Source organism: Rhizobium sp. Root1212 (assembly GCF_001424985.1).
Lineage (GTDB): Bacteria > Pseudomonadota > Alphaproteobacteria > Rhizobiales > Rhizobiaceae > Pararhizobium.
In genome coordinates, this window is record NZ_LMDA01000022.1 from 212,724 (window position 1) to 227,904 (window position 15,181).

Sequence of the window (15,181 nt, forward strand, 5' to 3'; positions counted from 1 at the left end):
CCATGACGAGCAAGAAACCGCAAGCACCAGCAAAGCGGCAGGCCTGGGTCTATCAGCGCCCCGAAGCGTCGCCGCTCAGCGACCTGTTTCGCGGCGGTGACAAGGGTCGGGCGGCTCGCAAATATCATCTCTCAGACAACGTGATGAACGGTGTCGATCTTGCCGTGCATTTCGGCCTGAAGCTACTACCGGCCTCTGCCTGCTCGGCAATCGGCGCGGCCCTAGGCAATTTCGTCATGCCGCGCTGGCATCAGGGCGCGCTGCGGAAGGCGCGACGCAATCTCGAACGTCTGCTGCCCGATCTGTCGGAAGAAGAGCGCGAAGTAATCCTGAAGCGCAATTGCAAAAACCAGGGCCGCGTCATGACCGAATTCTCGATCATTCCGCGGCTTGCACGCTCCCCCCGCGTGACCTGGCACAATGAAGAGGTGATCAGGCAAGCCTCTGAAAAAGGTCCTGTCATCATCGTCGGCATGCACCTCGGCAATTGGGAGATCATGGCGCCGAAGCTGATCGACATGGGTTTCCGCCCCTCGGCCAATTACACGCCGCCCAACGGCCGCGCCCGCGCCTGGATCGCCGAACGGGTTCGCCTGCGACTGGGCTACGGCCTGATGCCGCCGGGCAAGGACGGCATCCGCCCCGCCATCAACATCCTCAAGAATGGCGGCATGATCTCTATCTTCTGCGACGAGGGTGTTGCCGGCAAGATTCGCGGCCCTTTCCTCGGGCGACCGCCGCATCTGCAGGGCAATCTCGCCATCGCCGTGCGTCTAGCCCGCATGACCGACGCCACGCTCTGCCCGATGCACACCCTGCGGCGCGGTGGTGTTCATTTCGATGGCTATGCCCTGCCGCCAGTCGTGCTGCCACCGGAAGACAAGCCCGGAAGCCGGCTCGCCGAAGACGTGATCCTGCTGAACTCCGTGATCGAGCCGGTGATCCGCGCCCATCTCGACCAGTGGTATTTTCTCGACTGCTCGCTTTAGAGCGCGGGCTGACGGATCGATTCCAGAAGCTCGGCAAAACGCCCGCTTGCCTCTTCCAGTGGCCCGCTGTTGTCGATCGTCACGACATCCAGTCCGTCGACGATATCCGGCACCCGGCGCTGCAGCCGGGCAAGGATTTCCTCCCGGCTTTCCCGGCCGCGCGCAGCAAGGCGTGACGCCAGAACCTCCGGCGAAGCGGTGATATTGACCACCGTCAGCCGCCCGAAAACCTTGCGAAACCGGCTGAGCGCGGCGCGGCTGCCATTGGCGATCAGAATTTCCCCGTTCCGGAGCCGGCCGACGGCCTCTACGGGAATGCCGTAATCCAACCCATGGGCATGCCAGGAAACAGCGAAACCGCCGGCAAAATTACGCTCCCTGAACTCCTCCGGCGAAACCGCCTCATGGTCTTCGCCACCGGCATCCTGCGCGCGGGTAATAACCCGGCGCACCCGGTGGATATCGGACCGCCCGGCAAGAGCCTGCAGGGCAAAGCCGATGACGCTGTCCTTGCCGGCCCCGCTCGGACCGACAACGACAACGAGCGCGCCGGCAAAGACCTCCGCCGCCATCACGCCACCCGCCGGCCTTCGCGCCAGACCGACCGCACGACCGGAACGCCATCCATGCGCCGCACCCGCACGAGATCGGCGCGCAGGCCGGTTTCGATGCGGCCCCGGTCATTGAGGCCGACAGTGCGGGCCGGCGTCGCCGTGACCATGGCCAGCGCCTGCGGCAGACTGATGCGCTCCACTTCATCGGCCAGCACGAATGGCGCATGGATCAGGCTGAAGGGGACGTAGTCGGACGACAGCACATCGAGCACGCCACGCTCGGCAAGATCACGCGCCGCGATATTGCCGGAATGGGATTTTCCACGCACGATATTCGGCGCGCCCATCAGCACGCTGAGGCCGGCCGCATGGGAGGCTTCCGCCGCCTCGAAACTGGTCGGGAATTCTGCGAGGCGCACGCCAAAACCGAGCGATTCTTCCACATGGGCGAGCGTCGCATCGTCATGGCTGGCAACGGCAATGCCGCGCTCGGCGCAGGCCTGCGCGATTGCCGTGCGGTGGGGCGCGGCATATTTCGCCGAGAGTGCCTGCTGGCGGGCAACGAAGGCGGCGAAAGCCTCGTCCGACAGACCGCGCTTGGTCTTGTAGTAGAGCGTGTACTGCTCCATCGTCTGGAACTGGCGCTGGCCGGGCGCATGATCCATCAGCGATACAAGGCCGACCTGCGGATCGTTTTCGAATTCCTGGAAATGATCGAGCACGTTATCGGTCGAGACTTCGCAGCGCAGATGGATACGATGATCCGCCCGCAAACGATCCTCCTTCGAGGCCTGCGCCAGCGCATCGGCCATTGCCCGCATTTCCCCCTTCTCGAAGCCGCCATCCTCGTCGGAGCCCATGCGCAGGCAATCGAAAACCGTGGTGATACCGGAGGTCACCACCTGCGCGTCATGGGCCTGAATGGCCGCGATCTTCAGCCAGCGGACGCCGGGACGCGGCGAATAATGGGCTTCGAGATGATCCGTGTGCAGTTCGACCAGACCCGGAATGAGGTAATCGCCTTCGAAATCCTCGCCGACCGTGCTGACGCCTTCCGAAATATCGGCGATCTTGCCGTCGCGGATGGCGACCGAACCATGGATGACGTCGTTTTCGAGAACGATGCGGGCGTTTGAGAAAATCTGTTCCATCTCATGCAATCTTTCGTGTCGATGTGCCGCCGAGCGGCAGGAGGGAATGAACCTTGAACGGCGCCCCGCGCCGGGGCTCGACGAACAGCGCAAGCGTCGTGATGGAAAGCGGCCTGTCGAGGAAGCCGGCAAAGGCTTGATCGAGGACTTTCCGCATCGCCGGCTGCCGGTCCGCCGGCACCGGGCCGGTCAGCGTCATGTGAAACCGAAACTCGTCGAAGACATACGGATATCCCCAGGTCTTCAGGTTTTCACGCTGGGCAGGCGGAAGCGAATCCGGCTTACGACGGGCGATATCCTCTGCCGAAAGCGGCGCCCGAAACGGCTCGAAACGGCGAACTGTCTCGGCCGCGAAGGCTTGCAGCGCCTCGCAAGGTTCTGCCGGCACGAGCGCAAAGAAAGGCCCAAGCTGGCCGACCGTAATCTTCGGAATATCGAAGGCAGTGCATTCCGCCGAAAATTCGTCAAGCGCCTGCAAAAGCTCGTCTTCGCTTCGTCCATCGGCAAGCGTGAAAGGCGCTTTCAGCGTTGCGTGAAAACCGTAGCGGCGTGGATCGTCCGTCAGCCCCTTCATCTCCTGCGGATCGAAGTCCTCGACGGCCGGCATGGCGACATTGCCGTCGAGAAAGGCGTCGCGGCCGAGCCATGTCGCAGCCGACACGGTCAGCGGATCATCGGCAGGCGGCGTGAAATAAAGAGCGTATCGCAACATCAAGTCCTTCAAGCATCGGCAAAGCGGCAGGGGCTACACCGGCTTCGCGACATTCCCATGGTGGCTCATCAGGTGAGCCACATGTTTTTCAATGTGCCCGTTTGCCGATGAGGCGCGAGCGTAACAGATTCGAAAGGCTGTCGAAAAGGAACACGACGATCAGGATCAGCACGACCATATAGGCGACGTTTTCCCAATCCGACTTGGTGCGCATCGCTTCCCAGAGCTTGAGACCGATGCCGCCGGCGCCGACGGCGCCGATGATCGTCGCCGAGCGGGTGTTCGATTCCCAGAAATACAGCGCCTGGCTGGCAAAGACCGGCAGCACTTGCGGCAGCACGCCGAACCTCTGCACCGCAAGCGGTGCGGCCCCCACCGATTTCACGCCCTCCCGCTGCTTGTCGTCGATATTCTCCAGCGCTTCCGAATAGAGTTTTCCGAGCGTGCCCGTATCGGTGAAGAAGATCGCGGAGATACCGGCAAGCGGTCCCGGTCCGAAGGCACGGGTGAAGAACAGCGCCCAGATCAGCATATCGACGGAGCGCAGGAAATCGAAGAAGCGCTTCGTAGCCTGGTTCAGGACGAAGTTGCGGGTGATGTTGCGTGCCGCGAGGAAACACAGCGGAAAGGCGATCAGCGAGGCAAACAGCGTACCGACAAAGGCCATGACGATGGTCTGCAAAAGCTTGGTCCAGACATCGAGATGCTGCCATTCGGAATTGTAGAGGATGTTGTTCCAGGCAAGCGCCAGATTAGACATTTGCGGATCGATCCGCTCGCCGCTGACGATCAGGTTCATCACCTCGGAAAAGGATTTTCCGAAGAAGGGCGAGTTGGTGTCGAAGATGAAATTTGCCCAACCGAGGAAGCGGTTGTGGATGGAAACCTTATCGGCATCGACATCCGCCCAGCCGGTAAAGCCGAAGGCAAGCGTGATCTTTTCGCCGGGATGCGGTTGCGACGCCCAACGGGGCAAAGCGCCCTCAGCCTTGACCTTGCCGGGGCCGTCGAGACGGATGAGCAGGGTTTCGCCGGCATGGGTTGCGCGGGCGGTATGCTCCATGACTGTGATGCTGGTGCTGTGATCAAAAATGATCTCCGCGCGCGTCACGACTTCTTCGATGCGCGTCTGCGGCTGAGCGGGGGTCGCGGCCTGCGGCGCGGTGCCGGTCGCAGAACCGGGCGCCATGAAGCTGAAGGACGAGCTTTTCTTCGGCGTCTGCGCAGTGCCGGCCGAAGCGGCGGGCGCCCCCACCGTGCGCGTCACCGTCGCTGTTTCGAGTTTCACCCAATCGGGGCCCGCATTGGGGCCGAGCGGCGAAAACCGCGGATAGCTGACCTGCATCGTGCCATCGGCGGCGATACGGACATCTGGGCGGACCTCATAGGAGATCCAGTCCGCCAGATAGGTGCCGGCGATGTTCCAGTTGGCATTGCCGAGCACATGGCCGATGGCAAAGAACCACCAGCTATAGAGCATATAGAGCACCAGCCCGACGACGATGGCGATGGTGCGTATCCGGTTATGGTTCGAGCCCTTTACCAGCTCCGGATGCCGGGCGCTGATCGCCTCCATTTCGGCTGCACTGATCATCATGTGTCCGCTCATCTCGCACTCCTACTAGGCCAGCTGGAAGGCCTGATCGCCCACGAGGCGACGGCGCAGCCATGCGGAAAACTGATCGACGGCGATGATGGTCGAAAATAGCAGAAGCACGATCGCCAGCGTCTTGGCCTCATGGCCCTGACCGATGGAAAGCCGCAGAAGCTCGCCGATCCCGCCGCCGCCGACCGCGCCGATGATGGTCGATGCCCGCACGTTGATCTCAAGGCGCAGCAGGAAATAGCTCATGAAATTCGGCAGGACCTGCGGCACGATACCGAACCAGACGCGCTCGATCCAGTTGCCGCCGACGGCGCGAAGCCCCTCTTCCGGCTTCATGTCGGCATTCTCGACCACCTCGAAAAAGAGTTTTCCAAGCGCCCCGATCGTGTGGATCGACACGGCTATGATGGCGGGTATCGGCCCGAGCGAGAGGATGGCAAGGAAGAACCCGGCAATCACCACCTCGGGAAAGGCACGCAGCACTTCCATGATGCGGCGCACGACGCCGCGCACGAAGAAATTCGGCATCAGGTTGCGGGCGGCGAGGAAGCAGAGAAGGAAGCCGAAGAACATGCCGATGATGGTGGAGAAGATCGCAATATTCAGCGTCTCCAGCATCTTGTGAAAATATTCCGGGACGTAGAGCGTATCGGTGATGTAGAGCCGGCCTTCGGGATAATTGTATTTGAAGCTGCCGTCGTCATAGGGCGAGGGCAGGTCGAACAGGGCGCGCACCACCTCCATGCCGTCGCGCGGCACCAGATCGCCGACGAAATCGAAGAGATGCGGCAGCCGGTCGAAGAATTTTCCGGCATTGGTCTCGTTGGAGAACCACAGCGAGGCCGACAGTGCCACAAACAGGACGACGAGGCCAAGAACCGTATAGGTCCGCCGACGCTGGGCCAGCTCCTGCCAATGGTGCTCGACGAGCGCTCCGCTGTCGCTCAACTCTCTTGAAAGCACGGACATGCCGCTTAGATCTCCGGCAAACTACAGGATAAGAAAACGCCGGCCAGCAAAGCCGGCCGGCGTCGGAAGAGAGGCTGATCAGCCGCCGATCGTTGCCTTGCGGGCGTCGATGATCGGCTTGTAGAAGTCGGCGTTGACTTCGGTGAAGCCGGTGAAATCACCGCCCATGACGGCCGAGAAGCACGCAGCGTCGGTCTTCGGCAGGTCGAGCATGAACTGCTTGAACTTCGTCTTCATGTCCTGGTCCATCGAGGTACGAACGACGATCGGGCCGTTCGGGATCAGCGGCGACTTCCAGAGTTCGACGATGTCGTTCATGTTGAGAAGGCCTTTTTCGACCATCTTGTGCAGGTTGCCGGAGGTGTAACCGTCCTTCCACTCGCCAACGCCCGAACCGAAGGTCGTGCCGGCATCGAAGGTGCCCTTCAGCACTTCGAGAACGAGGTTTTCATGGCCGCCGCCAAAGCCGGTTTCGGCGAAGTATTCCTTAACCGGGGCGCCGATCGCTTCCGGCAGGGTGACGAGCGGGACTAGGTAGCCCGAGGTCGAATCCGGGTCTGCGAAGCCGAGCTTCTTGCCCTTCAGGTCTTCAAGCTTGGTGATGCCGGAATCCTTGCGGGCGATCATGATCGAGTGATAGCCGGTCGAGCCGTCGGTCTGGACGGTCGTCAGGATCGGCTCAACGGCGTCAGCCTTGGCGAGATAGATCTTGGCAAAGCCGGAAGCGCCGAGTTCGGCGTAATCGAGCGTGCCGCCGAGCAGGCCCTGGATGACGCCGTCATAGTCGGCGGCCGGGAAGAAGGAAACCTTCTCGACGCCGAGCGTGGTCTTCAGGTGATCGCCGAGGCACTGGTAGTTGCGCAGGCGGTCGGCTTCGTTTTCGCCGCCGATGATGCCGACGCGGAATTCCTTGAGGTCTTCGGCCTGAACGTGACCGACGAGGGCGGTAAGGGCTACGGCGCCCAAGAGAAGTTTCTTCAGCATGACAGTCGTCTCCTGTTATCCCGGCTGCGCCGGGTTTCCGTTCTGTTGCAATGGCTTGCCCTTGACGCGGGCTATCGATCCTTCGGCCGGCTTAAAGCCCGGCCAGTACCAGCGGCTGTCGGCCGGTGGATTCCGTATTGTCCTGCAGCGCAGGAATATTGATGCTGGTCGAGGTCATTCCTTCCTCGATCTGGGCGCCGCCATAGATTTCGCTGACGGCGGCAGCCGTGAGTTCCTGCGGCTTACCGTCGAAAACGACGCGGCCATGGGCCATGCCGATGATGCGCTCGCAGTAATTGCGCGCGGTATCGAGCGTGTGCAGGTTGGTGACGACGGTGATGCCGTCGCGCTCATTGATGTCGCGCAGGGCGTCCATGACGATCTTGGCATTCAGCGGATCGAGCGAGGCGATCGGCTCGTCCGCCAGCAGCATCTTCGGCTGCTGCATCAGGGCGCGGGCAATCGCGACACGCTGCTGCTGGCCGCCGGAAAGCGTGCCGGCCGGCTGCAGCGCCACCTGCTCGATGCCGAGCCGCTCCAGCGCTGATATCGCCATGATCCGCTCTTCGCGGGTGAACATATTGAGGATGCTAAGCACCGTGGAGCGATGGTTGAGGCGGCCAAGCAGCACATTGGTCAGGACGTCGAGGCGCGGCACGAGGTTGAATTGCTGGAAGATCATCGCGCAATCGCGCTGCCAGTGGCGAAGGGCAGCGCCCTTCAGCCGCGACACCTCGGTCTCGCCGAAATGAATCGAGCCGGATGTCGGGTCGCAAAGACGGTTGATCATCCGCAGCAGCGTCGACTTGCCGGCGCCGGAGCGACCTATGATGCCGACCATCTGGCCTGCGGGGATGTCGAAGGTAACCGAGCTGACGGCCGTCTTCTTACCGAACTGGCGGGTTACGTTCTTCAACTGAAACATGGGCACTCGTCCTTTTACCGGCGGCGCCTTCACGGGCACCTCGGCTGGCTTACAGCGGCTGAATGAAACGGGAATGTCAGTTTCGTGTTCGTTTTGTTACAGTCCCCAACCCCTTGTGACGCAGGGGATTGGGGTTGTAATCTCAAGCATTGTGCCGGCTCAGGAACTCGTCGGCTTCGAGCGTGCGAAAATCATCCAGCGCGTCCCTCAGACGGCCATGATCCCAGTCCCACCAGGAAAGTTTTTCGAAGCGCGCGGCGATATCCGGGCCGAATCGTTCGCGGATCAGCCGGGCGGGCACGCCGCCGACAATGGTGTAGGCCGAGACATTCTTGGAGACGACCGCGCCCGCACCGATGACCGCACCATTGCCGACCGAAACCCCCGGCAGGATCGTCGCTCCGTGGCCGATCCAGACATCGTGACCGATGACCACGCGATTATCCCGCCGCCAAGCGAAAAAGTCCCGATCCATCTCCGCATCCGGCCAGTAATCCTGGGCGCGATAGGTGAAATGGTGCAGTGTCGGGCGCCAGACCGGATGGTTGGTGGCGTTGATGCGCACGGACGAGGCGATGTTGGCGAACTTGCCGATCGTCGCACACCAGACCGAACCGTCTTCCATGATGTAGGAATAGTCGCCGATCTCCGTTTCGGAGATGCGGCAACGTTCGGCGATCTCGGTATAGCGGCCGATCGTGCAGTCGGTGACGCGGGCGCTCGGACTGATCAGCGGCGCTTCGGACAGCTTCGTCATGCCGCAGCCTTTCGCGGCGAGAAGCCCGAAACATCGATGATGCGATCAGCGACGGCATCGCGAACTTCCTCGTCGTGGAAGATGCCGAGCAAGGCCACGCCCGCTTCCTTCTTGGCACGGATCATCTCGACCACGACGGCTCGGTTGCGCTGATCGAGCGATGCCGTCGGCTCATCAAGGATGAGAACCGTGTGATCGGTGATGAAGCCGCGGGCGATGTTGACACGCTGCTGCTCGCCGCCGGAGAAGGTGGCGGGCGGCAATTGCCAGAGTTCATGGGGAAGATTGAGCCGGCTTAGGAGATCGGCTGCCTTTTCCCGCGCCTCGCTGACGGCAACACCGCGCGCCATCAGCGGTTCAGCCACCACATCGAGCGCCGATACCCGCGGCACCACGCGCAAAAACTGGCTGACATAGCCGAGCGTATCTCGGCGCACTTCGAGAACCGCCCGAGGTGCTGCCTTGGCGATATCGATCAGTTGGCCCTGATGATCGATCAGGATCTGGCCGGCATCGACGGAATAATTGCCGTAGAGCATCTTCAGGATCGAGCTTTTGCCGACCCCCGAGGGGCCGCCGAGCACGACGCATTCGCCCTTCTTCACCGAAAACGACACGCCGGAGACAACCGGCAGGCGGATGCCGTCGCGCAGGTGCATGGTAAAGCTCTTTGCGACATCGGAAACAACCAAAGGAGTGGCCATGATCACACCTGCAGGATCGAGGAAACGAGAAGCTGGGTATAGGGCTCGCGCGGATCGTCGAGCACCCGGTCCGTCAAGCCCTGCTCGATGACCACGCCGTCCTTCATCACCATCATCCGGTGTGAGAGCAGGCGGGCGACCGCAAGATCGTGGGTGACGATGATCGCGGAGAGGCCGAGGTCATGCACGAGGCCGCGCACCAGATCGAGCAGCCTTGCCTGAACCGAAACGTCGAGGCCGCCGGTCGGCTCGTCCATGAAGACAAGGCGGGGCGAGGTCACCAGATTGCGGGCAATCTGCAGGCGCTGGCGCATGCCGCCGGAAAAGGCGCGCGGCTGGTCATCGATGCGGCTTTCGTCGATTTCGACGCGGCGCAGCCAGTCGATGGCCGTATCGCGGATGCGGCTATAGTGGCGATCGCCGACCGCCATCAGGCGTTCGCCGACATTGGCGCCGGCAGACACCGTCATGCGCAGACCATCGGCCGGGTTCTGGTGGACGAAGCCCCAGTCGGTGCGCATCAGGAAGCGGCGCTCGGCCTCACCCATACGGGCGAGATCTCGATACTGGCCATCGCGCATATGGTACTCGACCGTGCCCGAGGTCGGCATCAGACGGGTCGAAAGGCAGGAAAGCAGCGTCGTCTTGCCCGAACCGGATTCGCCGACGACGGCCAACACTTCACCCGGCCAGAGTTCGAAGGACACATTGCGGCATCCGACGCGGCTGCCATAGAATTTCGAGATATCGTTGACTTTGAGAAGCGGGGTCATTCCGCAGCCTCCTTGGTGGCAAGCATCGGGCCGGCATGGCCGTGCTCACGGCGGTCCTCGCAATGGTCGGTGTCGGAGCAGACGAACATGCGCCCGCCCTTATCATCGAGCACCACCTCGTCGAGATAGACGTTTTCCGCGCCGCAGAGCGCGCAGGGCTTGTCGAACGTCTGGACCTCGAACGGGTGATCCTCGAAATCGAGGCTGACGACATCCGTGTAAGGCGGCACGGCATAGATGCGCTTTTCGCGGCCGGCGCCGAACAGCTGTAGCGCCTCCGACCTGTGCATCTTCGGATTGTCGAACTTCGGCGTCGGCGACGGGTCCATCACGTAGCGGCCCTCGACCTTCACCGGATAGGCATAGGTCGTGGCGATATGGCCGTTGCGGGCGATATCCTCGTAGAGCTTGACGTGCATGAGGCCGTATTCCTCAAGCGCGTGCATCTTGCGTGTCTCGGTCTCGCGCGGTTCGAGGAACCGTAGCGGCTCCGGGATCGGCACCTGATAGACCAGCGTCTGGCCTTCGGTCAGCTTTTCTTCCGGGATGCGGTGACGGGTCTGGATGATCGTCGCTTCGCGGGTCTTCGTCGTCACCGCGACATTGGCGACCTTTTGGAAGAAGGCGCGGATCGAGACAGCGTTGGTCGTATCGTCGGCGCCCTGGTCGATGACCTTCAGCACATCGTCGGGACCGAGAATGGCGGCGGTGACCTGCACGCCGCCGGTACCCCAGCCATAGGGCATCGGCATTTCGCGCGAGGCGAAGGGAACCTGATAGCCGGGAATGGCGATCGCCTTCAGGATCGCGCGGCGGATCATCCGCTTCGTCTGTTCGTCGAGATAGGCAAAGTTGTAGGTGGCGAGACCGGCGGTCTCAGGAACGTTATCGGACATGTCGCGTTGCCCTCAGGAAAGGAGCGATGGGATGGATTTCGGAAGCTTCGTTGCCATGCTGCTGGCCATTCTTGCCTGCCTTGGCGTCTGCATCGCCTACTGGCATGGCGAATATCACGGGCGCCGGGACGACTGATCGACGCGCGGTCATTCGGCCGCCTCGCGCAGATCGTCGCCAGCCTGTTTCTTCTCGTATTCCGCGCGCATGCGGCGGATGAGGTCGAGTTCGGCCTGGAAATCGACGTAGTGAGGAAGCTTCAGGTGCTCGACGAAGCCGGTCGCCTGCACATTGTCGGAATGGGAAATGACGAACTCCTCATCCTGCGCCGGGGCGACGATATCCTCGCCGAATTCCTCTGCCCGAAGCGCCCGATCCACCAGCGACATCGCCATCGCCTTGCGTTCGCTCTGGCCGAAGACGAGACCGTAGCCGCGGGTGAATTGCGGTGGGCTTTTCGCCGAGCCCTTGAACTGGTTGACCATCTGGCACTCGGTGACCTGAATACGGCCGAGCGACACGGCAAAGCCAAGCTCCGGTAGATCCAGTTCCACTTCGACCTCGCCGATACGGACTTCGCCGACGAAAGGGTGAGTTCGGGCGTAACCACGCTGGGTCGAATAGGCGAGCGACAAGAGGAAACCTTCATCGCCCCGCGCCAAGGCCTGTAGCCGCAGATCGCGCTGCAGCGGGAATTCGAGCGGTTCGCGGGTGAGGTCACCGGGGACGTGGTCCTGCGGCAGCAGACCGTCTTCCTCGATCAATCCCTCGCCTGCCAGAATATCCGAGACGCGCATGACCGGTTCGGTCAGCGGCTCTTTCTCAGCGGGCACGTCCACCGCTTCATCCGATAGCAGCGACGGATCGAGCAGCCGGTGCGTATAGTCGAAAGTCGGTCCCAGAAGCTGGCCGCCCGGCAGGTCCTTGTAGGTTGCCGAGACACGCCGTTCGATCCGCATCGTCGCGGTATCGACCGGCACCGAGGAGCCGAAGCGAGGCAAAGTCGTGCGGTAAGCGCGCAGGATGAAGATCGCCTCGATCATGTCGCCGCGTGCCTGACGAACGGCAAGGGCTGCGAGCGCACGATCGTAGAGCGAGGCTTCCGCCATCACGCGATCGACGGCGAGGCCGAGCTGGGCGACGATCTGATCGATCGAGATCGCCGGCAGCGAACGATCGCCCCGGCGGCGATCCGCCAGCAGACGGTGGGCATTGGCGATGGCGGCTTCCCCGCCCTTGACGGCAACATACATGCTCAGCCCTCCCGACGTTCAAGCTTGGTGGTGCGGGGCAGGCAGAGAAGCTCCGGTCCCGCCACGAGAATGAGATCGACACCACGGGGAAACAGTGCCCGGTTCTCGGCCCAGAGGGCCGCAAAGACATCCGGCAGGCCCCGCGGCGAAAAATCCACGTGGTCGCGAATGCCGGGGCCGGTTGCCCGATAGGCCGGGCCGCCGGAAAGCGCGTCGATCTCCAGGATGAGTGTCGAGGAGCGATCCGGATATTCCTGCGTGCCGAGCGCAAACTGGCCGAAACCGGGAATAATGCCGCCCCGCTCGACGAAGCCAAAACGCGATTCCGTCTTCTGCTCAACGAGCGGCGCGCCGGCATGGAAGGCGATCCAGGCCTTGGCCGGAGATTGGCGCAGGGCCGGCGTCAGCCAGACGGGCGTGTCGGCATCGCACAGCGTCAGGGCGACGGCGCCTGCTGCGGAAGACAGCGGTGCCGGCGGCTTCACGCCCACGATTGCCGGCTCCAGTGAGCGGATCGTGCCGGGCCGCGCCATCGCATCCATGACGATGCGGAACACACCCTGCCCCTGAAGGACGGGATTGCCGAAACCGCCCCGATAGGCCGCAGTGCCGTTATTATTGGCGGTGAGTGTCATCAGTCGTCTCCGCGAACCATGGTGAAGAAATCGACGCGGGTGGCCGCTGTCTGCTCTGCCCGCTTCAGGTCTTCGGCAGCGATGCGCGCCGCGATCCCTTCGACAAAGGCGGCAACGGAGGAAGCATAGCCCTCAGCCTGGCCCAGTGCATCGAAGAGCGCGGCGAGCAGCGCCTTGCGGCCATCCGTGCCGAGAACCTGTCCGTGGCCGACCTCACCCGAAGAAAGCTGGATCGTTGCGCGGCTCACCGTCGCCTCGCCGAGGTTGAACGCCTCGCCGCCGCCGCCGATCCTGCCGCGCACCATCACGAGACCGGTTTCGGGGCCGCGCACCACATCATGGGCGGGAGCTCCATCGATGGCCCCATAGGCCGCTTCCAGTTCCTGCCGGGTTGCCTTGGCAAGCAGGCCGATCGACCGCTTGCGGGCTGTGTGTACCTGCTCTTTGCTATCCATTGCCTTTGTCCGAAATGTCTATTAATGTAGACAACCATACATCTAATGATCGGGATACTACTCCTGCGTGACGGGCTTGTGACATGGTGCTGAAAAAAAATGTCGAGCGGCAGATCGGCGTCGCCCTCTGGCGGCAAATCGCCGATCGAATCCGGCTGTCGATTTCCAATGGCGACTACGATCAGACGGGCATGGTGCCGCCGGAAATCAAGCTGGCCGGCCAGTTCGGCGTCAACCGGCATACGGTGCGCAGTGCCCTTGCCGCCCTTGCCGAAGAGGGGCTGGTCGAGGCGATCCAGGGGCGGGGAACGATGGTTCGCCGCAAGGAGCGGTTGAGCTTTCCGATCTCCCGCCGCACCCGCTTGTCACAGGGGCTGAGCAACCAGGTGCGCGACATCCGGTCCCGGCTTCTTGCCCATGAGGAACTGCCGGCGACGGCGGAAAGCGCCACAGCCCTTGGGCTGAATCTCGGAGAAAAGCTGATCCGCATGGATACGACCAGCAGCGCCGACGGCCGGCCGGTCTCCTATTCGACAAGCTATTTCCCGGCCGCCCGCTTTCCCGACATGGCCCGGCATTTTGAAGAACTCGGCTCGATCACCAAATCCTTTGCCGCGCAGGGGCTCGCCGATTATGTCCGCGTGTCGACAGAAATCGTCGCCCGCCACGCCGATGCCAACGAACTGGCGACGCTCAAGCTTTCCGCCGGCGCCATCGTCCTCGAAACCATCGCCGTCAATGCCGATCCCGATGGCGTGCCGGTGCAATATTCCCGCAGCCGCTTCGCCGCTGATCGCGTCACGCTCAAGATGGAAACGTGAAAAAGGGCGCAGTGCCAAGCACAGCGCCCTTGGTTAACCGGTGAACTTGCGTCATCCTCCGTCGTCATCCTCGGGCTCACCCAATGGAGACGCTGATGGATACTCGGCTCAAGGCCGAGTACGACGAAGAGGAGAGTTTCGGACTTAGTCCGCAACCACCGCCTGCTTCTGCGTGCCGAGCCCTTCGATGCCAAGCTCGATCACGTCGCCGGCTTTCAAATACTGCGGCGGCTTGAAGCCCATGCCGACGCCGGGCGGCGTGCCGGTGGAGATGATGTCGCCCGGATGCAGCGACATGAACTGGCTGAGATAGCTGACCACATGGGCGACGCCATAGACCATGGTCTTCGACGAGCCGTTCTGCTTGCTTTCGCCGTTGACCGTCAGCCACATCTTCAAGTTCTGCGGGTCCGCCACCTCATCCCGCGTCACCAGCCACGGACCGGTCGGGCCGAAACTGTCGCAGGACTTGCCCTTGGTCCACTGGCCCGCACGCTTGGTCTGGAAATCGCGCTCCGACACGTCGTTGATGACACAGTAACCAGCCACGTGATCCAGCGCTTCGGCCTCCGAGACATATTTGGCCGTCTTGCCGATGACGACGCCAAGCTCGACCTCCCAATCGGTCGCGACCGAGCCGCGGGGGATGATGACATTGTCGTTCGGGCCGCAGATGGCCGAGGTCGCCTTCATGAACACCACCGGCTCCGGCGGAACGTCGGCGCCGGTCTCGGCGGCGTGGTCGGCATAATTAAGGCCGATGCAGATGAATTTGCCGGTTCCGGCAACACAGGCGCCGAGACGCGGATTGCCGTCGACGACCGGCAGCCTGTTGATGTCGAGCCCCTTGGCCCAGCCGAAATCGCTGATCGCAGCGCCGCCGATATCGGCGATTACGCCGCTCAGGTCACGAATCTTGCCGTCCTTGTCCAGCACGCCCGGCTTTTCGGAGCCTTCCGGCCCATAACGCAAAAGTTTCATGGTGCTCCCTTCCCTATC

Annotated in this window: 17 protein-coding genes; 2 read left to right on the forward strand and 15 right to left on the reverse strand. The window is 62.5% G+C overall.

All coding sequences use genetic code 11. The annotated features are described in order from the left end of the window. Positions 1-2: 2 nt before the first annotated feature. Positions 3-989 (forward strand): hypothetical protein, encoded by a 987-nt coding sequence (locus ASC86_RS17185; RefSeq protein WP_056323800.1) that lies wholly within the window; start codon positions 3-5, stop codon positions 987-989. Here the strand turns inward: ASC86_RS17185 and phnN are convergent. From phnN to phnG, 14 genes are all read right to left on the reverse strand, one after another. Then, positions 986-1,561 (reverse strand): phosphonate metabolism protein/1,5-bisphosphokinase (PRPP-forming) PhnN, encoded by a 576-nt coding sequence (phnN, locus tag ASC86_RS17190; RefSeq protein ID WP_056323803.1) that lies wholly within the window; start codon positions 1,559-1,561, stop codon positions 986-988. The genes ASC86_RS17185 and phnN overlap by 4 nt on opposite strands. Next, on the reverse strand, positions 1,561-2,694 hold the full coding sequence (locus ASC86_RS17195; protein ID WP_056323807.1) for an alpha-D-ribose 1-methylphosphonate 5-triphosphate diphosphatase: 1,134 nt from the start codon (positions 2,692-2,694) through the stop codon (positions 1,561-1,563). Before ASC86_RS17195 ends, phnN begins: the two co-directional genes overlap by 1 nt. Position 2,695: 1 nt before the next feature. Next, positions 2,696-3,403 carry a DUF1045 domain-containing protein gene (locus ASC86_RS17200; RefSeq protein WP_056324290.1) on the reverse strand — a complete coding sequence of 236 codons (708 nt, stop codon included), beginning with the start codon at positions 3,401-3,403 and terminating at the stop codon, positions 2,696-2,698. A gap of 91 nt (positions 3,404-3,494) precedes the next feature. Next, a complete protein-coding gene (gene phnE, locus ASC86_RS17205; RefSeq protein WP_056323810.1) occupies positions 3,495-5,015 on the reverse strand; it encodes a phosphonate ABC transporter, permease protein PhnE in 1,521 nt (506 codons plus the stop codon). Positions 5,016-5,027: 12 nt separating this feature from the next. Further along, positions 5,028-5,981 carry a phosphonate ABC transporter, permease protein PhnE gene (phnE, locus tag ASC86_RS17210; protein ID WP_056323813.1) on the reverse strand — a complete coding sequence of 318 codons (954 nt, stop codon included), beginning with the start codon at positions 5,979-5,981 and terminating at the stop codon, positions 5,028-5,030. A 78-nt stretch (positions 5,982-6,059) separates the two neighbouring features. Next, on the reverse strand, positions 6,060-6,965 hold the full coding sequence (gene phnD / locus ASC86_RS17215; protein WP_056323815.1) for a phosphonate ABC transporter substrate-binding protein: 906 nt from the start codon (positions 6,963-6,965) through the stop codon (positions 6,060-6,062). Positions 6,966-7,056: 91 nt separating this feature from the next. Beyond that, on the reverse strand, positions 7,057-7,890 hold the full coding sequence (gene phnC, locus ASC86_RS17220) for a phosphonate ABC transporter ATP-binding protein (RefSeq protein WP_056323818.1): 834 nt from the start codon (positions 7,888-7,890) through the stop codon (positions 7,057-7,059). A 142-nt stretch (positions 7,891-8,032) separates the two neighbouring features. Next, positions 8,033-8,647 carry a DapH/DapD/GlmU-related protein gene (locus ASC86_RS17225; protein ID WP_056323821.1) on the reverse strand — a complete coding sequence of 205 codons (615 nt, stop codon included), beginning with the start codon at positions 8,645-8,647 and terminating at the stop codon, positions 8,033-8,035. Next, on the reverse strand, positions 8,644-9,351 hold the full coding sequence (gene phnL / locus ASC86_RS17230; protein ID WP_056323823.1) for a phosphonate C-P lyase system protein PhnL: 708 nt from the start codon (positions 9,349-9,351) through the stop codon (positions 8,644-8,646). Before phnL ends, ASC86_RS17225 begins: the two co-directional genes overlap by 4 nt. A 2-nt stretch (positions 9,352-9,353) precedes the next feature. Beyond that, a complete protein-coding gene (phnK, locus tag ASC86_RS17235; protein WP_056323826.1) occupies positions 9,354-10,124 on the reverse strand; it encodes a phosphonate C-P lyase system protein PhnK in 771 nt (256 codons plus the stop codon). After that, complete coding sequence (locus ASC86_RS17240) at positions 10,121-11,020, reverse strand: alpha-D-ribose 1-methylphosphonate 5-phosphate C-P-lyase PhnJ (RefSeq protein WP_056323829.1); 900 nt, start codon at positions 11,018-11,020, stop codon at positions 10,121-10,123. Before ASC86_RS17240 ends, phnK begins: the two co-directional genes overlap by 4 nt. Positions 11,021-11,167: 147 nt before the next feature. Next, positions 11,168-12,271 (reverse strand): carbon-phosphorus lyase complex subunit PhnI, encoded by a 1,104-nt coding sequence (locus ASC86_RS17245; RefSeq protein ID WP_056323831.1) that lies wholly within the window; start codon positions 12,269-12,271, stop codon positions 11,168-11,170. Between the two features lie 2 nt (positions 12,272-12,273). Continuing rightward, positions 12,274-12,906, reverse strand: coding sequence for a phosphonate C-P lyase system protein PhnH (gene phnH / locus ASC86_RS17250; RefSeq protein ID WP_056323835.1), 633 nt, complete (start codon positions 12,904-12,906; stop codon positions 12,274-12,276). Next, positions 12,906-13,361: a phosphonate C-P lyase system protein PhnG gene (gene phnG, locus ASC86_RS17255; RefSeq protein WP_056323837.1), complete on the reverse strand. Its 456-nt coding sequence runs from the start codon at positions 13,359-13,361 to the stop codon at positions 12,906-12,908. The genes phnH and phnG overlap by 1 nt, the downstream gene beginning before the upstream one ends. An 86-nt stretch (positions 13,362-13,447) precedes the next feature. Here phnG and phnF point away from each other — a divergent pair, with 86 nt between their 5' ends. After that, entirely contained in the window at positions 13,448-14,182 is a 735-nt protein-coding gene (gene phnF, locus ASC86_RS17260) for a phosphonate metabolism transcriptional regulator PhnF (RefSeq protein ID WP_162245019.1), read from the forward strand. 144 nt (positions 14,183-14,326) lie between these two features. On the opposite strand, the gene ASC86_RS17265 is transcribed toward phnF, so the two are convergent. Next, the gene (locus ASC86_RS17265) at positions 14,327-15,163 is read right to left on the reverse strand and encodes a fumarylacetoacetate hydrolase family protein (protein ID WP_056323842.1); all 837 of its coding nucleotides are present in this window, start codon (positions 15,161-15,163) and stop codon (positions 14,327-14,329) included. Positions 15,164-15,181 lie beyond the last annotated feature (18 nt).

What these genes read in the sequence shown, in the direction of transcription:
- ASC86_RS17185 (WP_056323800.1), top strand. Translation starts at nt 3, where the DNA reads ATGACGAGCAAGAAACCGCAAGCACCAGCAAAGCGGCAGGCCTGGGTC.
- phnN (WP_056323803.1), bottom strand. Translation starts at nt 1,561, where the DNA reads ATGGCGGCGGAGGTCTTTGCCGGCGCGCTCGTTGTCGTTGTCGGTCCG.
- ASC86_RS17195 (WP_056323807.1), bottom strand. Translation starts at nt 2,694, where the DNA reads ATGGAACAGATTTTCTCAAACGCCCGCATCGTTCTCGAAAACGACGTC.
- phnE (WP_056323810.1), bottom strand. Translation starts at nt 5,015, where the DNA reads ATGAGCGGACACATGATGATCAGTGCAGCCGAAATGGAGGCGATCAGC.
- phnE (WP_056323813.1), bottom strand. Translation starts at nt 5,981, where the DNA reads ATGTCCGTGCTTTCAAGAGAGTTGAGCGACAGCGGAGCGCTCGTCGAG.
- phnD (WP_056323815.1), bottom strand. Translation starts at nt 6,965, where the DNA reads ATGCTGAAGAAACTTCTCTTGGGCGCCGTAGCCCTTACCGCCCTCGTC.
- phnC (WP_056323818.1), bottom strand. Translation starts at nt 7,890, where the DNA reads ATGTTTCAGTTGAAGAACGTAACCCGCCAGTTCGGTAAGAAGACGGCC.
- ASC86_RS17225 (WP_056323821.1), bottom strand. Translation starts at nt 8,647, where the DNA reads ATGACGAAGCTGTCCGAAGCGCCGCTGATCAGTCCGAGCGCCCGCGTC.
- phnL (WP_056323823.1), bottom strand. Translation starts at nt 9,351, where the DNA reads ATGGCCACTCCTTTGGTTGTTTCCGATGTCGCAAAGAGCTTTACCATG.
- phnK (WP_056323826.1), bottom strand. Translation starts at nt 10,124, where the DNA reads ATGACCCCGCTTCTCAAAGTCAACGATATCTCGAAATTCTATGGCAGC.
- ASC86_RS17240 (WP_056323829.1), bottom strand. Translation starts at nt 11,020, where the DNA reads ATGTCCGATAACGTTCCTGAGACCGCCGGTCTCGCCACCTACAACTTT.
- ASC86_RS17245 (WP_056323831.1), bottom strand. Translation starts at nt 12,271, where the DNA reads ATGTATGTTGCCGTCAAGGGCGGGGAAGCCGCCATCGCCAATGCCCAC.
- phnH (WP_056323835.1), bottom strand. Translation starts at nt 12,906, where the DNA reads ATGACACTCACCGCCAATAATAACGGCACTGCGGCCTATCGGGGCGGT.
- phnG (WP_056323837.1), bottom strand. Translation starts at nt 13,361, where the DNA reads ATGGATAGCAAAGAGCAGGTACACACAGCCCGCAAGCGGTCGATCGGC.
- ASC86_RS17265 (WP_056323842.1), bottom strand. Translation starts at nt 15,163, where the DNA reads ATGAAACTTTTGCGTTATGGGCCGGAAGGCTCCGAAAAGCCGGGCGTG.